The 18,501-nt window shown below is 61.4% G+C and carries 20 protein-coding genes, 1 tRNA gene and 1 pseudogene; 8 read left to right on the top strand and 14 right to left on the bottom strand.

The window, feature by feature from the left end; translation table 11 throughout:
- The first annotated feature begins 31 nt into the window (after positions 1 to 31).
- Positions 32 to 640 carry a transglutaminase-like cysteine peptidase gene (locus X739_RS146835; protein WP_023795129.1) on the top strand — a complete coding sequence of 203 codons (609 nt, stop codon included), beginning with the start codon at positions 32 to 34 and terminating at the stop codon, positions 638 to 640.
- A 155-nt stretch (positions 641 to 795) separates the two neighbouring features.
- Here X739_RS146835 and X739_RS146840 read toward each other — a convergent pair whose 3' ends face one another.
- The 3 genes from X739_RS146840 to X739_RS146850 all read right to left on the bottom strand — a co-directional run bounded on the left by X739_RS146840 (position 796) and on the right by X739_RS146850 (position 3,174).
- A complete protein-coding gene (locus X739_RS146840; protein ID WP_023795128.1) occupies positions 796 to 1,446 on the bottom strand; it encodes a DUF2726 domain-containing protein in 651 nt (216 codons plus the stop codon).
- An 845-nt stretch (positions 1,447 to 2,291) separates the two neighbouring features.
- Entirely contained in the window at positions 2,292 to 2,819 is a 528-nt protein-coding gene (locus X739_RS146845; RefSeq protein ID WP_023773101.1) for a gamma carbonic anhydrase family protein, read from the bottom strand.
- A gap of 19 nt (positions 2,820 to 2,838) precedes the next feature.
- On the bottom strand, positions 2,839 to 3,174 hold the full coding sequence (locus X739_RS146850) for a hypothetical protein (protein WP_023773102.1): 336 nt from the start codon (positions 3,172 to 3,174) through the stop codon (positions 2,839 to 2,841).
- A 132-nt stretch (positions 3,175 to 3,306) separates the two neighbouring features.
- On the opposite strand from X739_RS146850, the gene X739_RS146855 reads away from it, so the two are divergent.
- The gene (locus X739_RS146855; protein WP_023795127.1) at positions 3,307 to 4,038 is read left to right on the top strand and encodes a hypothetical protein; all 732 of its coding nucleotides are present in this window, start codon (positions 3,307 to 3,309) and stop codon (positions 4,036 to 4,038) included.
- A 52-nt stretch (positions 4,039 to 4,090) separates the two neighbouring features.
- Here X739_RS146855 and X739_RS146860 read toward each other — a convergent pair whose 3' ends face one another.
- Together X739_RS146860 and cysE are read right to left on the bottom strand one after the other, a co-directional pair.
- On the bottom strand, positions 4,091 to 4,294 hold the full coding sequence (locus X739_RS146860; RefSeq protein ID WP_006200852.1) for a DUF3126 family protein: 204 nt from the start codon (positions 4,292 to 4,294) through the stop codon (positions 4,091 to 4,093).
- Positions 4,295 to 4,433: 139 nt separating this feature from the next.
- Positions 4,434 to 5,282: a serine O-acetyltransferase gene (gene cysE, locus X739_RS146865; protein ID WP_015318060.1), complete on the bottom strand. Its 849-nt coding sequence runs from the start codon at positions 5,280 to 5,282 to the stop codon at positions 4,434 to 4,436.
- Between the two features lie 133 nt (positions 5,283 to 5,415).
- Between cysE and X739_RS146870 the strand changes: the two genes are divergently transcribed.
- Positions 5,416 to 6,012, top strand: coding sequence for a hypothetical protein (locus X739_RS146870; RefSeq protein WP_023773104.1), 597 nt, complete (start codon positions 5,416 to 5,418; stop codon positions 6,010 to 6,012).
- A 48-nt stretch (positions 6,013 to 6,060) separates the two neighbouring features.
- Here the strand turns inward: X739_RS146870 and X739_RS146875 are convergent, their stop codons facing one another.
- Genes X739_RS146875 through X739_RS0134715 form a run of 3 tightly spaced genes read right to left on the bottom strand, consistent with a single transcriptional unit; the run spans position 6,061 to position 8,027 of the window.
- Entirely contained in the window at positions 6,061 to 6,828 is a 768-nt protein-coding gene (locus tag X739_RS146875) for an alpha/beta hydrolase (protein WP_023773105.1), read from the bottom strand.
- A gap of 21 nt (positions 6,829 to 6,849) precedes the next feature.
- On the bottom strand, positions 6,850 to 7,410 hold the full coding sequence (locus tag X739_RS146880; RefSeq protein WP_023773106.1) for a DUF192 domain-containing protein: 561 nt from the start codon (positions 7,408 to 7,410) through the stop codon (positions 6,850 to 6,852).
- Between the two features lie 23 nt (positions 7,411 to 7,433).
- Positions 7,434 to 8,027: a cold-shock protein gene (locus X739_RS0134715; protein WP_032922500.1), complete on the bottom strand. Its 594-nt coding sequence runs from the start codon at positions 8,025 to 8,027 to the stop codon at positions 7,434 to 7,436.
- Between the two features lie 216 nt (positions 8,028 to 8,243).
- On the opposite strand from X739_RS0134715, the gene gloA reads away from it, so the two are divergent.
- Both gloA and X739_RS146890 read left to right on the top strand, forming a co-directional pair.
- Positions 8,244 to 8,684, top strand: coding sequence for a lactoylglutathione lyase (gloA, locus tag X739_RS146885; RefSeq protein ID WP_023773107.1), 441 nt, complete (start codon positions 8,244 to 8,246; stop codon positions 8,682 to 8,684).
- A gap of 131 nt (positions 8,685 to 8,815) precedes the next feature.
- The gene (locus tag X739_RS146890) at positions 8,816 to 9,109 is read left to right on the top strand and encodes a DUF2218 domain-containing protein (RefSeq protein WP_023795126.1); all 294 of its coding nucleotides are present in this window, start codon (positions 8,816 to 8,818) and stop codon (positions 9,107 to 9,109) included.
- A 47-nt stretch (positions 9,110 to 9,156) separates the two neighbouring features.
- Here the strand turns inward: X739_RS146890 and X739_RS146895 are convergent, their stop codons facing one another.
- Together X739_RS146895 and ilvA are read right to left on the bottom strand one after the other, a co-directional pair.
- Positions 9,157 to 9,711, bottom strand: a complete 555-nt coding sequence (locus X739_RS146895; RefSeq protein WP_023773109.1) for a DUF1697 domain-containing protein — start codon at positions 9,709 to 9,711, stop codon at positions 9,157 to 9,159.
- A pseudogene (gene ilvA, locus X739_RS01000000166310) lies at positions 9,708 to 10,965 on the bottom strand (threonine ammonia-lyase IlvA). Before ilvA ends, X739_RS146895 begins: the two are co-directional and overlap by 4 nt.
- Positions 10,966 to 11,404: 439 nt before the next feature.
- Between ilvA and X739_RS146900 the strand changes: the two are divergent.
- Positions 11,405 to 12,436 (top strand): alpha/beta hydrolase, encoded by a 1,032-nt coding sequence (locus X739_RS146900; RefSeq protein ID WP_156939408.1) that lies wholly within the window; start codon positions 11,405 to 11,407, stop codon positions 12,434 to 12,436.
- Between the two features lie 144 nt (positions 12,437 to 12,580).
- A complete protein-coding gene (locus tag X739_RS146905; RefSeq protein ID WP_023795125.1) occupies positions 12,581 to 13,741 on the top strand; it encodes an alpha/beta hydrolase in 1,161 nt (386 codons plus the stop codon).
- 24 nt (positions 13,742 to 13,765) lie between these two features.
- Here the strand turns inward: X739_RS146905 and ade are convergent, their stop codons facing one another.
- Together ade and X739_RS146915 are read right to left on the bottom strand one after the other, a co-directional pair.
- Positions 13,766 to 15,583, bottom strand: coding sequence for an adenine deaminase (ade, locus tag X739_RS146910; protein WP_023795124.1), 1,818 nt, complete (start codon positions 15,581 to 15,583; stop codon positions 13,766 to 13,768).
- An 84-nt stretch (positions 15,584 to 15,667) separates the two neighbouring features.
- On the bottom strand, positions 15,668 to 16,042 hold the full coding sequence (locus tag X739_RS146915) for a hypothetical protein (RefSeq protein ID WP_023773114.1): 375 nt from the start codon (positions 16,040 to 16,042) through the stop codon (positions 15,668 to 15,670).
- 188 nt (positions 16,043 to 16,230) lie between these two features.
- On the opposite strand from X739_RS146915, the gene X739_RS146920 reads away from it, so the two are divergent.
- Positions 16,231 to 16,893 carry an outer membrane protein gene (locus tag X739_RS146920; RefSeq protein WP_023795123.1) on the top strand — a complete coding sequence of 221 codons (663 nt, stop codon included), beginning with the start codon at positions 16,231 to 16,233 and terminating at the stop codon, positions 16,891 to 16,893.
- A gap of 508 nt (positions 16,894 to 17,401) precedes the next feature.
- On the opposite strand, the gene X739_RS146925 is transcribed toward X739_RS146920, so the two are convergent.
- Positions 17,402 to 17,486: transfer RNA gene (locus X739_RS146925), tRNA-Leu, on the bottom strand.
- Between the two features lie 236 nt (positions 17,487 to 17,722).
- On the bottom strand, positions 17,723 to 18,478 hold the full coding sequence (locus X739_RS146930) for a DUF4239 domain-containing protein (protein ID WP_023783908.1): 756 nt from the start codon (positions 18,476 to 18,478) through the stop codon (positions 17,723 to 17,725).
- Positions 18,479 to 18,501: the final 23 nt, after the last annotated feature.

The raw sequence follows: 18,501 nt of genomic DNA, 5'->3' as shown, positions 1-18,501 counted from the left end.
CACTGTCTCCTTCGAACGGGGAGACTGAACAATGAAAAAAACGAGGGGCAAGCTGTTGCTGATAGCAATGGCGATGCAGCTTTCCGCCTGGGGATCAGCATATGCCGCGGGACCGGCCTATATGCATACCGGCGGACGCACGACGCAGCCTGTTGGCCACTATGAATTCTGCCAACGCATCCCCGGCGAATGCAACGAGAAGACCCCCAAGGGGACGCCGGTCGACCTGAGCCGCAAGCTCTGGGCGACGATCGTCAGCATCAACAATTCGGTCAACACCCGCATCAAGCCGCGCACCGACATGGAAAACTACGGTGCCGAGGAATACTGGGCCTACCCGGACAATGGCTATGGCGATTGCGAGGACTACGCGCTGGAAAAGCGCCGCGAGTTGATGGATGCGGGCGTGCCGGCCGGCGACCTCTTGATGACGGTTGCGCGGCAGCCGAATGGTGACGGCCACGCGATACTGACCGTGCGCACCAGCCTCGGCGAGTTCATCCTCGACAATCTTGAAACCAAGGTGCTGTCCTGGACGGACACCGACTATACCTATCTCAAGCGTCAATCGACGGAGAATTCCGGCGTTTGGATGACGATCAACGACGGCCGTTCCGACGCGGTCGCCAGCGTCCGCTGAGGACGCCAATGAGGTCAGGCGCGTTGCACGACGCGCTTACCGAGAAACCCGGTCGAGTCCCACCCTCCCCGTCCCCAACGACCGGGTCAAAGGAGCCGGCCCCGTCCCCGGGCCGGCTCCACCATTTTTGGGGTTAAAGCCATGGACTACTGGGCCTACCCGGACCTCTCTACAAGTTTCTGGACCAGCTGCCTAAGTTCGGAGGGCGTCGTATGACCGCCGACGATCTCATGATAGCTGATGCCTGCTTGACGCAAGGCTTCCTTCTTCACCGCATCGCGAGCAGCTGCTGAACCCTGATAGTGTGCGTGGCCCTGGTATTCGAGTGCATGTCGAGGCCGACAGTTCTCGTCTACAAGAAGGAGGTCCACCCGCTTCGAGTTGATACAACTATAGGCGTCCGCATCCGTGCTACGCAGAATTTCGCCCAATGACACTTGGGCCATTACCTGCCATTCCGGATTGCAAGCGATCACCATGCGGTCAAGTTCCTTGAATACGCGAGCCTCGCTCCGGTTCAGGAGTGGCTGAATCGTGAAGTGCGCCCCCATAACAATCCGCAACTGGTCTGCGGGATCGGTTGGCTTCGGTGGGACGGGAACAGACTTACGGGCGGTCCACAGGCCGCTAAGGATGTCGCCCCGACCGCGCTCTCTCACCCAGCGCAAGCGGTTTCTTTTTCTCCATGCCAGCCTCCGCTTCCTTGATAGGAAACGCTCCAACGCCACGCCAACGAGGACGCCAGCCAACAGAAAGCCGAATGGCGGGATGAGTTTCTGGACTAGCTCGCTAAACTCGGTTGGCATGCAAGAAAGCTACCTTCGCGATGCAGTTCTTTGTTGAGACCGCAGTTTCAACTATAGCGGTAAAGGGTCGAGCGGTCTGCAATACCAAATTTGCGACGCTCTCACATGGTACTTTGCGTAGATATTAGACTTGCTCCGGAAACAGCGCCATTCGCCAGTGTATCCAGATCGACTTGATCATCGCGAAATTCTAGAATATGGTAGATCGGTGGAGCCGATCTAAAGTTCGCCTGGGAGCCGTTGTGGGTGACCTAATGGATGCCATTCTTACGCTTGGCATCTACCACTAAATACTGCGGAGTGGCGCTCATAAGAGTGTTGTCTCGTGCGAGGGTTACCCTCCCGAATAAGGGGCAATCGATTACGGTTGCTGCACATCCGCTTCATGTTGATGAAGCAATGGGATGTGTGAAATGTTTAAACACAACAAGCTGGTAGAAATTAGGAACTTGCGCGCCAAGGAGAAAGATTGGCTATGCTTCTACTGCGACTTCCCGGTGTGGGAACACGATCCGAATGCATTTTCGAAGCGTCATGGTATCGGAAAGAGATTGGCCCTCCGCTTCCAATGCACTGCGGAACATCTGAAGCCCGTAGGGGAAGGCGCGGCCGGACCGAATGGGAAAATATTGTAGCAGCTTGCAAATTCTGCAATCAAAATCGGCATAAAAAGGGCAAGGTGCTATCGCCGGAGAAGTACCGGCTGTACGTCCAAAAGCGGATAAGGGCCGGCAAATGGCATCCGTGTAGATTACGAAAATTGTCGACGTTAGAACACGCTGTCGTGCGGCCACCGGCACTAGTGAACCCTGACCCGCTTACAACACGGATTGATCAAGCTGGCCTCAAACCTTCTTCAGCCCCGCCTTGAACCGCTTGCCATTGGCGACATAGTGCGCGGCCGAGGCCCGCAGCCGCTCGACCGCCACGTCGTTCAGCACCCTGATCGCCTTGGCCGGCGAACCGACGATCAGCGAATTGTCCGGAAATTCCTTGCCTTCGGTGACCAGAGCGCCGGCACCGACAAGTGAATTCTTGCCGATCCTGGCGCCGTTGAGCACGATGGCGCCCATGCCGATCAGGCTGTTGTCACCAATCGTGCAGCCATGCAGCATCGCGCGATGGCCGATCGTACAGCCCTCTCCGACGGTCAGCGGAAAGCCGGGATCGGTGTGCATGACGGTATGCTCCTGCACATTGGTTTCGGCGCCGATGACGATGGGCTCGTTGTCCCCCCTGATGACGACGCCGAACCAGAAGCCGGCATTGCGGCCGATCCTGATGTCGCCGATCAGCGTCGCATCGGGCGCGATCCAGTTCGAGTCCGCGTCGGCGAAGCTCGGCTCCGTTCCATCGATCGCATAAAGCGGCATTTTCGGTCTCCGATTCGCCTCAGGCCGGAAACCCTAGGAGACCGGTGGCCCAGGAAGCAATGGCAAGCACGACGATGCCCAGCGCCAGCGACCAGGCAATAGCGGTGCAGCCGCATGACAGGAGCGCCACTACCGAGATGCGGTTCGCCCGCCTGGCGTCAAGCGCATCGTTGACCAGCATGAACGGCCCGGCGCCCGCGGTGACAGCCAGCGAGCGCAACACATGGGCGGGCGACACATAGGGTTCGGTGAAGGCGACCTTGCGACCCGATACCAGCTCCATTGTCGAGCCCGCCAGACCGCAAACCGTCAGTCCGACGACAAAAGCGAACAGCAAGAGTTCCATCTGGGCCACGTTAACCCTCCATTTACCATGAAATCGCACAGTCGTTTCAGGAAGTCTGCAAGGGCCGTGCCGTGCGAAGTGTGCCGTCAAGGGACACTTCGACCGCGGCGATGGCCGATTGGCGGCGGAACGAGGACCGAGATGAAGCAGGCAGCGATCGCCGACGGCCCGAAACTGACCGTGGTCGATTCCATGCTGATGAAGCGGGTGTTCTACGCCTTCGCGGCTCTGGCCGTGTTGTCGATAGCCATCAGCCTCGGCGGTAAATGGTTCGGCCGTTCCATTGCCATGGCCGGCTACACCGACGACGCGACCGTGCGCGAAGTGGCGATCGGCAACAACGTCATCACCGTGCCGGCCAATTTCATCCGGTTCGAGCAGGCCCGGCGCGACAGCGTCGCCACGCGCCTCGACCTTTATATGCGCTATCCCCAGATGGACGGCTACAGCGAGGCGTCGCGTGATGATTTCAACCACGCCGGAACCGACAGGAACATCATTTTCCTGTCCTTCGAGCAGCAGATGATGTCGCGTGACATGAGCGGCCGGTTCGGGCCGATCTACAGCGCGCTCATCGTCCAGCCCGGCATTCCAGGCCCCGGCGGCACGACGGTCTACGGGTTCAATGAGAAATCAGGGTACCTGAATGAAGTGCTGGTCGTCGGCAAGCGCGCGGGCAACGACCCTTTCGTGGCCCGCTGCCTCAGCGGGCCGAGCGCCGGCGAATCGCTGGCGCCCTGCGAGCGGGACATCCATGTCGGGGATGATCTCAGCCTTACCTATCGCTTCCCAAGGGAATTCCTTGGCGACTGGCAGACGCTCGACGCGGCAATCATGGCCAAGGCGGGGCGGATCCTCAAAACCGGTCATTGACAGGCTGAAGAGGCCGGCCGCGCTCGATGCGGCCTGCCGTGGAATTGCGGGCTCAGGCCAGGTCGATGTCCAGGATCGCCATCGAGAAATTGTAGTCGCCGTCGTCCTCGTCCTTGAAGACGATGCCGAGGAATTCGTCACCGACATAGACCTCGGCCGAATCTTCCTTACGCGGCCGTGCCTTGACCTCAAGCTTGGGGTTCTGGAAGACGCGCTTGAAATAGGCGTCCAGCTTTCTGATTTCGTCCGGCTTCAACAGTCTTCTCCGATCATCGGCTTGCTCGTTTGAACGGCGCTTCTGGCACGTCGACAATGGCGATGTAAAGGCAAGCCGGCCTTATTGCACCGGAAGCGGCAGCGCTGCCGGGCAGTCCTACGGGGCAAGTGCCGGCAAATCAGATATCGAAACTGATGACATGGTCCATCTTCTGCGACGGCAGAAGCTGGTCCATCTGGCGCGATGGCTGGTCGCAGCCGGTCTCGCCAACCACGCGGGCCGGCACGCCGGCTACCGTCTTGTTATGCGGCACAGGCGACAGCACTACCGATCCGGCGGCAATCTTGGAGCAATGGCCGATCTCGATGTTACCGAGAATCTTGGCGCCGGCGCCAATCAGCACGCCGTGGCGGATCTTGGGATGGCGGTCGCCGCCGGCCTTGCCGGTGCCGCCCAGCGTCACGCCATGCAGGATCGACACGTCGTCCTCGATAACCGCCGTCTCGCCGACGACGAGGCCGGTGGCGTGATCGATGAAGATGCCCTTGCCAATGCGCGCGGCCGGATTGATGTCGGTCTGGAAGACCGCGGACGAACGGCTCTGCAGGTAGAGCGCGAAATCCTTGCGGCCGTGGTTCCACAGCCAATGCGCCAGCCGGTGGGTCTGGATGGCATGAAAGCCCTTGAAATAGAGCACCGGCATGATGAACCGGTCGCAAGCCGGGTCGCGGTCATAATAGGCCTGGATGTCGACGCGCACCGTGGTCGGCCAGTCCTTGTCGTCGGCGAGCATCGACTTGAAGGTCTGGCGAATGAGATCGGAGCCGATATCCTGATGGGCAAGCCGCTCCGCGATCCTATGGATGACAGCCTCTTCCAGACTCTCCTGGTTGAGGATCGTGGAATAGAGGAACGCAGCCAACAAGGGGTCGCGGTTGACCGCTTCCATCGCTTCGTCGCGGATCGAACGCCAGATCGGATCGACCGGCTGCAACGCGCTTTGGCGGGAAATGCTGATGCTGTTCATCGACGTCTCGTCCTGCGTCCTGCTAGTCTGCCTGCCATCTGGCCGCACATATAAGCCAGTTCATAGCATGATTGAACTCAATTTTCCTTAGTGCTGTGTCAAATGGATTTGGTTCGCGGGAATTCAAGCAGCCATGGAAAACGAACCCTTGATCGACGATGACCTGAAAACCGAGCTTTCGGTCCTCTACAAGGGCGGCGATCGCCACTATCACAACCTCGCCCATATCGAGGCGATGCTGGCACTGGCCCGCGATTATCGAACCCTTCTAGACGACCGCGAAGCCGTCGAAGCGGCGATCTGGTTCCACGACGCCGTTTACGACAGCAGGGCCAAGGACAATGAAGCGCAAAGTGCCGCCCTTGCCGAGCAAAAGCTCGCCGGCCGCATCGATGCCGGTCGCCTGAGCCGCGTCAGCGCAATGATCCTCGCCACCGCCACGCACCAGTTGCCGCTGTTCGACGACGTTGCGGCGACGCGCGACGCCAGCTTGTTCCTCGACATGGATCTTTCGATCCTGGGTGCCGCACCGGATGCATTCGACGCTTATGAACGCGCGGTTCGCCGCGAATATGGCTGGGTGGAAGAGCCGATGTGGCGTGCCGGCCGCGGCGCGGTGCTGAAAAGCTTCCTTGCCCGCCCGCATATTTTTCACACGCAGGAGTTCCGGCAGCGCTTCGAGCCGCAGGCAAGGCTGAACATGGCGCGATCGCTGCAGGCCTTGACCTGATGTATCGATTTCGCCACCCGAGACGCTTCGTCCCCGAACGCCGGAGCCTCAGAGCGGATTTTCGGCGTAGAACTCCAGCACGCGCTGCTTGAAGGTCTTGTCCCCGACGGCCAGCATATGGTCCCTGCCCTCGATGTGGAAGGCCTTGGCGTTCGGCATCAGCGCCGCAAGCTCGTCCGGCGATCCGCCGATGTCGTCGGTGGTACCGACGGCGATCAGCGTCGGCTGGGCGATGCGGGCAATATCCTGCTCGTCAAGCAGTTCCCGTGAGGTGACGATGCAGGCGGCAAGCGCCCGGCGGTCACTGCGGGTCTGGTCGGCGAAGGCACGAAAAGAGCGACCGCGCGGATGGGTGGTCGCGGCCGGATCCTCGGCCAGAAGGGCGGCAGCGATTGGATCCCAATCGCCTACCCCATCGATCATGCCGATGCCGAGGCCACCAAAGACCAGCGTCGCCACCTTGTCCGGGTCGGAAAGCGCCAGGAACGCCGCGATGCGCGCGCCCATCGAATAACCCATGACATGGGCGCGCTCGATGCCGAGATGACCGAGCAGGGCTGCCGCGTCCGAAGCCATTTTCGCCGGTGTATAATCGGCCTCCTCATAGCTCTTGGATGACGAGCCATGGCCGCGATTGTCGAAGGCGATGGCGCGGTAGCCGGCATCGTTGAGCGTCTTGAACCAGCCGGGCGACACCCAGTTGACATAATGACTCGACGCAAAGCCGTGGATCATGAGCACCGGATCGCCCTCGCCCGATGCCGGCTGGCGGTCGAGGAAGGCTAGATCGAACCCGTCATGAGAGAAAAACTGCATCGGCTACACCACCATTGGCACTCAGCCGCCGCCATTTGGCGCATCACCGTTGTCCGCCGGCGGCGCGCTCGGACCGACGACCGTGCCGATGGCCGGATGGCTCAACAGATTGCCATATTCGATGCCGTTCCTGGCGGCCATGCCGGCCTTGAGTTCAAGTACGAAACGCACGGGCACGCCGGGTGAAATGACGGCCTCGGACTGCGGTACGCCCTGCTTCACCGCACGAATCTTGCCGTCCTGACCAATAAAGATCAGGTCAAGCGGCAGCGGCGTGTTCTTCATCCAGAAGCCGACCTGTTGCTGGATCGGAAAGACGAACAGCATGCCATGGTCGTCCGCCATATCCTGGCGATACATCAGTCCGGCCTCCCGCTCCGCGTCGGTGTCGGCGACTTCAATGGAAAACGAGCGATCTCCGTTTTTCGTCGCCACAACCAGCGGCGCGGGATCGACGGGAAGGATCATCGCCCGGCCATCGGCCGCGCTGGGTACCTGGAAATAGAAAAACGCGGCAGCGGCGACCATGACGGCAGCCACGGCGCACATCACGCCCGCCGTCAGCCCGTTCCTGTGTGTCATATGAAATCCTCGGCCGGATCGCCCTAGTGCGAGACCGGCAAGGTGCCCATATCGGGGTGAATTTCGGCGGCCATAAGGCCTTTGTCACCGCGGCCGAAACGGACAAGCACGACTTGCCCCGGCCGAAGCTCGGTGATGCCGTAGCGGCGCAAGGTCTCCATGTGGACAAAAATGTCCTCGGTGCCCTCGCCGCGCGTCAGGAAGCCAAACCCCTTCGTGCGGTTAAACCATTTGACCAAAGCCCGTTCGAGCCCGCTCTCCGGCGTCACGGAGACGTGGGTGCGCTGTTCCTGCATTTCAGCGGGATGGACGGCGGTGGTGAGATCCATGGAAAGCACACGGAAAGCCTGCAGCCCGCGCTCACCTTGCTTGACCAGGCAGACCACGCGCGCGCCTTCAAGGGCAGTCTGGAAGCCGTCCCGTCGAAGGCAAGTCACATGGAGGAGGATATCGCCTGAAACACCGTCATCGGGGAGGATGAAGCCATAGCCCTTGGCCACATCGAACCACTTGATGGCGCCGGCAATCTCGGCCAGGTCGGCATCGCTGCCTTCGTCGCGCGTCAAAGCGTCGCCAAGGGTATTGGCCCGCCCCGTCAAAGAGGCCTTTTCCCCCATAAGAATGCCCCCTTTATTCAAGAACACCGCAACTGATTCTTGATACCAGATTAACACCGCGGCTTCCGGTGTGTGCAAGAGCTGACGTGCCTTTTTTCACGGTTCATTGCGGGAATACCGGATTTGTTCTTTGCCGGCACCGCTTGCGCCTCACGATTGCCCTTTGACCGGGCCGACCCTATGTTGCGCCGCAACTCAACAGATCGAGGAAAACACATGCGCTATCTGCACACCATGGTCCGCATCGCCGATGTCGATGCCTCGCTCGATTTCTACTGCAACAAGCTCGGCCTGAAGGAAGTTCGCCGCTATGAAAACGAGCAGGGCCGCTTCACGCTGATCTTCTTGGCGGCTTCGGAAGACGAGCAGAGCGGCATCGACGAGAAGGCGCCGCTGGTCGAACTCACCTACAATTGGGATCCGGAAGATTACAAGGGCGGGCGCAATTTCGGTCACCTCGCCTATGAGGTCGACGATATCTACGCTACTTGCCAGCATCTGATGGACAATGGCGTCACCATCAACCGGCCGCCACGCGACGGCAACATGGCTTTTATCAAGTCGCCGGACGGCATCTCCATCGAGCTTCTGCAGAAAGGCCCGGCCAAGGCCAAGGCAGAGCCGTGGGCATCGATGGCGAATACCGGAAGCTGGTAATCGGTCACCCTTTTCGAGTGGCCGGCGGCCACTCGATGGTGTTTGGTGAGGTTGCGCCTATCTATGCAGCTACGGCGCCCCCTGAAGAGTGGCGCCGCCTCGTCATCAGATTGAGCTTCGGAGAACCCTTCATGCCGACCAGCCATGCCAATGTCGCCACGGCCCATGCAAGCCGCTATCTGCAACAGCTGTGCAAGCATTGGGCGCACAAGTTTCCCTTCGAGTTCGACCCCAACCACGGCATCATCGACCTTTCACTCGGCCGTACGGTCATGGACGCCGACGGGGCAGCGCTGCACATCACGGTATCGGCCAACGAGCCCGCTTCGATCGAGCGCCTCGAAAGCGTCGTTGCCGACCACATCAAGCGCTTTGCGTTCCGCGAAGAACTGGCCTTCGACTGGAAACGCGCCGAGGTGGCGTAGTTCGTTCATGCGTGTCGCCGCCGCGCATTTCCGGCGAGACGCATGGATCAATCGCTGCCGGACTTGCCCGCCATCTCCAGCAGCGCCAGCACCGAACGCCAATTGCGTGCCGTGCCCGGCACTTTCAACGTGCGCGGAATGAGGTTGGCGAACACCGATTTGCCGAGCCCGTCCGGCGCGCTGAGGTAGAGCACATCGCCCTTGACCTCGAAACGCTCGGGACCGGTGCACTTCTCCGCCAGCCGCGCCACCTCGTCGGCGGTCGGCTCACGCTCCAGCGCATAGGCGTGGAGCTTTGTGTGGTCGGCGGCAGCTTCCGGATACGGATTTTCGCGCACGAGCCTTTCGAACCATTCGAAATCGCGCACCATGATGCGCGAATGGAAACCCCATTTTGTCTCGAAAGCTGCCTCGATCCGTTTGGTCAGCGCGGCCGCGTCACCCTTGTCGGCCCGGAACACGACATTGCCGCTCTGAACATAGGTGGCGACATCGGAAAAGCCGAGATCCTCGAAGAAGGCCCGCAACTCCGCCATCTTGACGATGCGATTGCCGCCGACATTGATGCCGGAAAACAGGGCGATGAAGATCTTTCCGCTCATATGATGAACCCGGCCAATGTCTCGTTTTCGGTGATGTCCTGATACTGGACGCCCCCGGCCTCGAAATTTGCCTCGAGGAGATCGAAATTGCGCCGATCCTTGGTTTCGATACCGATCAGCACCGAGCCGAAATTGCGCGCCGACTTCTTCAGATATTCGAAGCGGGCGATGTCGTCATCCGGACCCAGCATGTCGAGGAAGTCACGCAGCGCGCCCGGCCGCTGCGGAAAGCGGATGATGAAGTATTTCTTCAGGCCCTCGAAGCGCAGCGCCCGTTCCTTGACGTCCGGCAGCCGCTCGAAATCGAAATTGCCCCCGGACACCACGGCGACGATGGTCTTGCCCCTGATCTCCTTCCTGGAAAAATCCTTCAGCGCGTCGATCGCCAGCGCGCCGGCGGGTTCCAGGACCACGCCTTCGATGTTGAGCATCTCGATCATGGTCGCGCAGAGCCGGTTTTCCGGGATGAGCCGCACGCTGTCGGCGGCAAACTCCTTGAGATGTCGCAAAGGTTCGCGGCCGATCTCGGCGACCGCCGCGCCGTCGACGAAGTTGTCGACCTTGGCGAGCTTCAGCCGTTTTCCCGCAGCTAGGCTCTCGCGCAGGCTCGGCGCGCCAGCCGGCTCGCAGAAGACGAAACGCGCCTCGCGGCCCTGATCGGCGAAATAGTGCGTCACCCCGGCTGCGAGCCCGCCGCCACCCACCGGCAGCATGACGATGTCGGGCACGCGCCCGCCCGGCATCTGGTCCACGATCTCATAGGCGACCGTCGCCTGGCCCTCGATGATATCCTTGTGATCGAAGGGCGGCACCATGTGGGCACCGGATCTTTCGGTGAATTCGAAGGCGGCGCGGTAGCAGTCGTCGAAGAAATCGCCGACCAGCCTGATCTCGACGAAATCGCCGCCAAACAGCCTGGTCTTGTCGATCTTCTGCTGGGGCGTCGTCACCGGCATGAACACCACGCCTTTCTTGCCGAAATGGCGGCAGACGAAGGCGAAGCCCTGCGCGTGGTTACCGGCGGACGCACACACAAACAGCTCGGCCTGGTTGCCTTCGCCAAGCGCCTTGCGGAAGAAGTTGAAGGCGCCACGGACTCTTGTAGGAGCGCACGGGGCTCAAATCCTCGCGCTTCAGCAGCACGCGCGCGCCGGTCTTTTTCGACAGATAGTCATTTTCCTGCAGCGGCGTTTCCGGGAAGACCTGGCGGATCGCGGAGGCGGCGACGGCGACGCGCGAGGAAAAGCTGGTCATGGCAAGATCATCCCGGGATCGCCCGCGGGCGAGTTAGACGACAACCCTATTACACATCCGGCCCGGCAAGACCATTGCCCCGTCAGGCCTGTAACCGCAACGGCGGCTTCCCGAAATACTAGCAAGCACTTGGGGATGTTTGTTCATGCTTCTCCGTCGCGCGGGGTCGCGCATTGATGGACGCCGAAGTTCGACACCCGGCCGAGTTGCAGGTGCCGGTCTTGCGCGACGTTGTGGCGTTGCTGCCCGCTTTGGCTTTCGGGCAACACTGCGCCTGCCGTCGCGCGGCGCCGACCGCATTTTGGCTGGACACGACTTACTTCCGCCGCACTTCGCCTGCTGGGGAGATATCGCGGAGGGTGGATGGCCCTTTTTGGGCTCGAGTGGAATTTTTGACGTGCATTTGAAGACGATTTGCATTCTTGCGCTGACGCTGCTGATGGCGGGCTGCGGCGGCCGCAAAACCGAGGAACTGCTCGGCAGCGCGGTCATGTCCGCGCCGGTGACGGAAATCGCGGGCAACCACTCGATCTTCATTGCCACGACCCGCAAGCCCTCCGACGATCCAAACAAGGTTTTCGACGGCGAACGCTCGGCGACGCTGAACTACGCCCGGGTCAACGTCACCGTTCCCGGTCTCCACCAGACGGGCCAGATCGAGCGGCGCTCGCGCGGCAAATCGAACGATCCGGCCAAGTATTTCATGGCTTCCGAAGTCGTCGGCTACGACACGCAGCCGAAATTCGCCAGCGCGATCAGCGCCGACATAGCGGCACGCGGCGGCCGCGTCATGGTCTTCGTCCACGGCTACAACACCGGCTTCGACGATGCCGTCTATCGCTTGACCCAGATCGTCCACGATTCCGGTTATCCGGGAACGCCGGTGCTGTTCTCGTGGGCCTCGGGAGCCAAGACCACCGACTATGTCTATGACAAGGAAAGTGCCAGTGCCGCCCGGGACCAGCTCGAAGTGACGTTGCGCATGCTGGCGCAGAGCGGCGCGCGGCGCATCGACATCGTCGCCCATTCGATGGGAACCTGGGTGACGATGGAGACACTGCGTCAGCTCGCCATCACCGGCGACCGCGACCTCGGCGGTAAGCTCGGCGATGTGGTGCTCGCCTCTCCCGACATCGACGTCGATGTGTTCAAGAGCCAGATGCGCCGCTATGGCAAGCCCGACAAGCCGTTCATCCTGCTGTTGTCGGATGACGATCGCGCGCTGAGACTGTCCGGCCTGATCGCCGGCTCGCGCCCACGCGTCGGCGACTACAAGGATGCCGCCGACCTTGCCTCCTATGGCGTGACGGTCGTCGATCTCTCCAAGGTCAAGGGCAGCGACAGCTTCAACCACACGAAATTCGCCGACAATCCGGCACTGGTGAAGATGATCGGCCAGCGGCTGCGCGAGGACGATGGTTTCGCCAGTGACCGGGACGTGACCGACCGCATCAGCCTGCTTGGACAGTAAAATGCGGCGCAGCGGATTTCGCCGTGCCTGTTCAGCATCGCCGAACGATTGACCCACTTTGAACTGGACCGCGCCCGCCTGTGGCCTTATCGGAGTATCGAGCGACGTCATGCGTTTGACGTCCCCCTATGCGGGAGCCGACGCGTGGCCTTGCGCTTGAAGAGTTTCGGTGTCGTCGCGGTCGCGCTGCTGGTCGCTGGCTGCGCCGGAAACACGCATGATCTGCTCAACAAGACGACGGTCACCGTACCGGCATCCGATATTGCGGCCACCCATGAGATATTTGTCGCCTCCACCCGCCAGAAAGCGGTGAAGGACCCGCGACAGGTCTTCGACGGTGACCGTTCCCTGACCACCAGTTTCGCGCGGGTCGATGTCACGGTTCCGAAGAGCCATCAGGTCGGTAACATCGAGCGCGCCAAGGGTTCCGCCAACAGCAATCCGACCAAGGATTTTGCGGCCACGGATGTCACCTTCTACGAAGGCGCGCCGCAATTCGCCAAGGCGGTCGGCGCCGACATCGCCATGCGCGGCGACCGGGCGCTGGTTTTCGTGCATGGCTTCAACAATGGTTTCGACGACGGCATCTACCGGCTGACGCAGATCGCCCACGACACCAAATATCCGGGCACGCCGGTGCTGTTCTCATGGGCGTCGAGCGCCAAGACGACGGGCTACATCTACGACAAGGACAGTTCCACCGCCGCCCGTGACGATCTCGAGGCAACGCTCAGGATGCTCGCCAAGACGCGCGTCAAGAGCATCGACATCATCGCCCATTCGATGGGAACCTGGCTGACGATGGAGGCGCTGCGCCAACTTGCCATCACCGGCGACCGCGATCTCGGCGGCAAGCTGGGTTATGTCATCCTTGCCTCACCGGATATTGATGTCGACGTGTTCAAGAAGCAGATGATCCGTTATGGCAAACCCGACAAGCCGTTCGCCGTGCTGCTTTCGGGCGACGACCGGGCGCTCAAATTGTCCTCGTTCATCTCCGGCGACAAACCGCGCGTCGGCGACTATGGCGATGCCGCCGATCTCGCCTCCTATGGCGTGTCGGTGGTCGATCTGACCAAAACGAAAGGCGGTGACGGCGGCCTCAACCACGCGAAGTTCGCCGACAACCCGTTCCTAGTGCAATTGCTGGGCGACCGGCTGCGCACGCCGGCCGGGCTCGCCGCGGACGAGAATCCGGCACAGCTCGCCAATATCGGCCAGGGCCTGGGAAAGGTCGTCGGCTCCGCCGCAGAAGTCATCATCACGACGCCGTTCAAGGTGCTGACCATCGCCACCGGCGGCTGAGCAGCCACGAGCGGACGACTGGTCTCAGACGAACAGATCGACTTTCTGGAACGTCGTCACGTCGATCAGCCCGACGTCGGAAATCCTGAGCTCGGGAATGACGACCAGCGCCAGCAGCGAGTGCTGCATGTAGGCGTTGTTCAGAGAACAGCCCATCTCGCGCATTGCCTCGGTCAGTTTCTCAGCCTTGGCGGCGACGATCTCGGCCCGCTCGTCGGACATCAGCCCGGCGATCGGCATTTCGACCAGCGCCAGTTCCTTGCCCCTGGAGAACAGCACGACGCCGCCGCCGACTTCACCCAGCCGGTTCACGGCCAGCGCCATGTCCTGCTTGTTGGTGCCAACACAAATGATGTGATGGGCGTCATGGGCGACGCTGGAGGCCATGGCGCAGTCGGCCATGTAACCGAAACCGGAGACGAAGGCATTGGTGACGCCACCCGTGCCCCTGTGTCGCTCGACCAGCGCGATCTGGCAGACATCGTTGCGGCGATCCATCGCGACCAGCCCATCCTCGACCGGCAGATCGGCCTCCAGCGCCCGCGTGGGTGCCTGGTTCTCGATGACGCCGATCACCCGCACCCGCACTTCGTTGGCGCCCTTGGGTGCCGCGATATCGAAATCACCGGCCTTGAGTTTCTTGCCCAAATTGACGGTGTTCTTCGCCGTCTCCGGATAGTCGTAGGCCGGGATATCGATGTCGAGCTTGCCGCCCTTGGCCAGCCTGACGCCGCGCGCATAGACCTCGTCGATGCTCATTGCGGTGAGATCGGAAACGACCAGCAGGTCGGCCAACCGGCCCGGCGCGATCGAACCGATCTCGCGTTCCAGTTTGAAATGCTGAGCGGTGTTGAGCGTTGCCATCTGGATCGCGGTCACCGGCTTCAGCCCCTGTTGGATGGCGTGGCGCACCACTCGGTCCATGTGGCCTTCCTGGACAAGCGTGCCGGAGTGGCTGTCGTCGGTGCACAGGATGAAATTGCGCGGATCGATGCCGCTCTCCGTCACCGCCTTGATCTGGGAAGCAACGTCATACCAGGCCGAGCCCAGCCGCAGCATCGCCTTCATGCCCTGGCGCACGCGGGCGATGGCGTCCTCGGCACGCGTGCCTTCGTGATCGTCCTCGGGTCCGCCGGCGACATAGCCGTGGAACGGCAAGCCAAGGTCGCGCGAGGCATAGTGGCCGCCAACCGTCTTGCCTGCACGAACCGTCGCGGCGATCTCGCCCGACATGACAGGATCATTGGCGGCGACGCCTGGAAAATTCATCACCTCGCCAAGTCCGATGATGTTGTCCCAAGTCATTGCCTCGGCAACGTCGGCAACGGTCAGCTCGGCGCCGGCATGCTCCAGCCCCGGTGCCGACGGCACGCAGGACGGCATCTGAACATGCACGTTAATGGGCATGGCCACCGCCTCGTCATGCATCAGCCGCACGCCTGGCAGGCCCAGCACATTGGCGATTTCGTGCGGATCGATGAACATCGAGGTGGTGCCGTGCGGGATGACGGCGCGGCAGAATTCGGTGACCGTCACCATGCCGCTCTCGACATGCATGTGCGCGTCGCATAGGCCGGGCACGAGGTAGCGCCCGCCGGCGTCGGCCACCTTGGTGCCCTGCCCGATCGTGTGGCTGGCATTCGGCCCGCAATAGGCGAAGCGGCCGCCTGATATGGCGATGTCGGTGCCGGCGATGATCTCGCCCGAATGGACGTTCACCCAGCGCCCATTGCGGATCACCAGATCGGCGGGTTTGCGGCCCATCGCGACGTCGACCAGATCGGTCGCCATTTCGGTCCACGGTTTGGGTTTTGTCGCGCGGACGGGCGGCTTCCTGATCATCAAAGGCTCCTGTTTGTCCGACTGTGCCAAGCCGACGGCGTTTTGGCCAGCGAGGAAGAATGGATTTGCCTGGAGATTGCCGGATTACTCGGATTTCACGTCGACTTCGACCTTGGCGTCGCCGGCTGAAATCCGCTCGGCGATACGCTCGACCTCGCCCGGCTTGAATGTGCCGCTGACCATGATCTCGCCGCCGCGTATCGGCTCCACGATGCGCGGCGACATCATCACGGCGCCGTCGATGCTGAGATCGACAATCTTGCCGACATTTGCCCCCGTAAACCTGGCAAAGGCTTTGCCGCTGTCGGGAGTGAGTTTCAGGCTAAGCATGGCCTGCCCCGAGACAGAATCGGGAACGGCCACGGCTCTGGCAATGATGAGCGTCAATGGTTCGGCCACCGCGGTCTGACCGACCAGCACCGTCGCGACGGCCGCGACCAAGCGGAACAAGATGCGCATGGAGGATCCTCTCACGATGGCGGTCTGTTTCGCACGAGGCGCGCGCCACCGCAATCGCGGCGGGACGCTACCCGCCAACTCCTCGAGACCCGCGAGGACGCTAACCACCTTTGCAGAAATCCGATTCCGTTTTGCCGCAAATCCGGCTAGGCTCCGACCAAGATCTTTGACTCTTCTCGGGGAGTTCGATGCATCGCCTGATGGTCGCGAGTGCCGGTCTTCTTGCCCTGTCCGTGCCGGCATTTGCCGCCGACGCGACATTCGATGTGCCGATGACCGCGCCTGGGTTCGACTGGACCGGCTACTATGCGGGCCTGCAGGCAGGATATGGCTGGGGCCGCTCCGAGATCACCACGACGGAAGGCGCGCCATTTTCCATCACGCCGGACGTCGACGGCGGGTTCGTCGGCGGCCATGTCGCAGGCCTCTGGCAGTTCGATCAGGCAGTGCTGGGCGCCGAGGCGGACCTCAACTATTCCTCGGTCGACGGCACGGCGCAATCGGGCCTGGGAGATACATTCGGCGCCGACATGAAGTGGTTCGGGTCGGTCAACGCCAAGGCCGGCTTCGCCATGGACCGCCTGCTGGTCTATGGCATCGGCGGCATTGCCTTTGCCGGCATCGAGACGTCGCAGAGCTCGGGGCCAGGGTTTGACAACACCGGCACAAATGTCGGCTGGACCGTCGGCGCAGGAGTCGACTACGCGCTGACCGACAAGTTCGTCGTCGGCGCGCAATATCGCTACTATGACTTCGGCTCAGAGAACCACGAGGCGCCAGCCCCCTTCAACGATCGCGATCAGAGCGTGAAACTGAACACGGTCGGCATCAATCTCAGCTACAAATTCTGAACGTAGTTCCCGGATGACTTCTGAACGTAGTCCTTGGGTGACGTTTATGGCCCTGGCTTACAAAGGCCGCGGTTATTTGCTGGAAGGGGGCGGCCGGCGCCCCCAAGTGGGCGGGGGGATGGGTTGGCCTGAGAGGCGCCGGCCTTAGGCGGATCAGATCCGCCACGCAGATATTTACCGATGTCCGCGGCGCGGATAATTCCGCGATCGCGCCAGTATCGTTATGCCACCTCCTCTGGGTTGCGCGTTCGGCCACAGTAGGACACGACTTGACGGGCTGTGGCATCTGAAGAGGGCTGGCCTGCGGACGTGGTGGAATTGGTAAGACGCAAGGGACTTAGAATGTCCCTCGCGTCCACGGCAACGTTTGAGTTGTTTACCTTGGCAGCCTACCTTGCCTCTGCACTTCCTGAGTTGCGACGGCTTTCAACCTTAGTTTTTGCCGTTGCCAACTCTAGACATCCTAGATTGCCGTCGTGCCGTGATGCGTTCGATCTCATGGGTAGCATGGTGCGGGCGGCGGGACTTGAACCCGCATGGCCGAGGCCTCCGGATTTTAAGTCCGGTGTGTATACCAATTTCACCACGCCCGCAGTGCCCGCACATGTACGCGTGGTACGGGATTTTGCAAAGAGCATGGGGCGTGCTGGCGCACTTGATTGTCCGGGTCATTGAGCGGGAGGCCTCGCCGAAAAACAGACTTAAAGTCCCCGATCTCTGATCGTGCGGGTTCGGTTCCCGTTGTCCGCGCCAGAAAGGTCTTCAAATTTGTTTGGATTTTCTCTGTTGAACCGCAGCAACGTCATTTAGCCGGCGTGGCCACTGCGGGTCACTGCTGTAACTCGGACAGCGCCCTCTCCATCGGGGCCATTGAAATCTGGATCGGGCCGGAAAAAGCCACGTCCATGTCGAAGATCAGGTAGATCGCCCCGGCAACCAAAGCCGCCGATACCGCGTAGGTCGAAATGGTGATCGTATTGCGTGGCGCCCTGAAGCCGAAGCTGGCGAAGATCAGCACCAGCCAGGTAACCAGGAGCGTGATCAGAGGCACCGGGATCGTGCCCTCCGACTGCTCGATCAGCACCCAGCGCAACTCCAGCACTTTCTGCAGATGCTGGCGGGCGTCCTGCACAACGAAGCCATGCGCATCGTCGGCCGGCGCCAGCGCACTCAGCCGGGTGCCGATTTCCGCCAGCAACTGTTCAGAGAGCCGGTTGGCGGCGATCAGCGTCTCGCCGGTGGGCGAAGAATCACCCGCCACGCGCTGCACATAGACGACCAGCGGCTGGCGTACCGTGTCGGTTTGCGGGCCATATTGGCGCAAGGTCCTGTCGAGAAGAATCAATTCGGTCGCATAGGCGTGCACGTTGCGGTCGATCGATTCGAAGGTGTTCCTGGCCGAGTTGATCATCAGGCCGAGCATCAGCGAGGTCATGACCCCGAACAGGTTCGCGGCGTGCCGAACCACGGTGTTCGTGTCGTCGTCGCGATGTTTGGCAGACAATTTTGGCCATATCGCCGTGCTGGCGAGCGCGGCCACCGTCAGGCATAGGAAGATTACCATTGCGATGAAAGCTTCGCGCATGCCGCTCATTCCGATTGGCAATG

This window comes from Mesorhizobium sp. LNHC209A00 (assembly GCF_000502915.1).
GTDB lineage: Bacteria > Pseudomonadota > Alphaproteobacteria > Rhizobiales > Rhizobiaceae > Mesorhizobium.
This window is presented reverse-complemented; position numbering and strand designations above follow the sequence as displayed.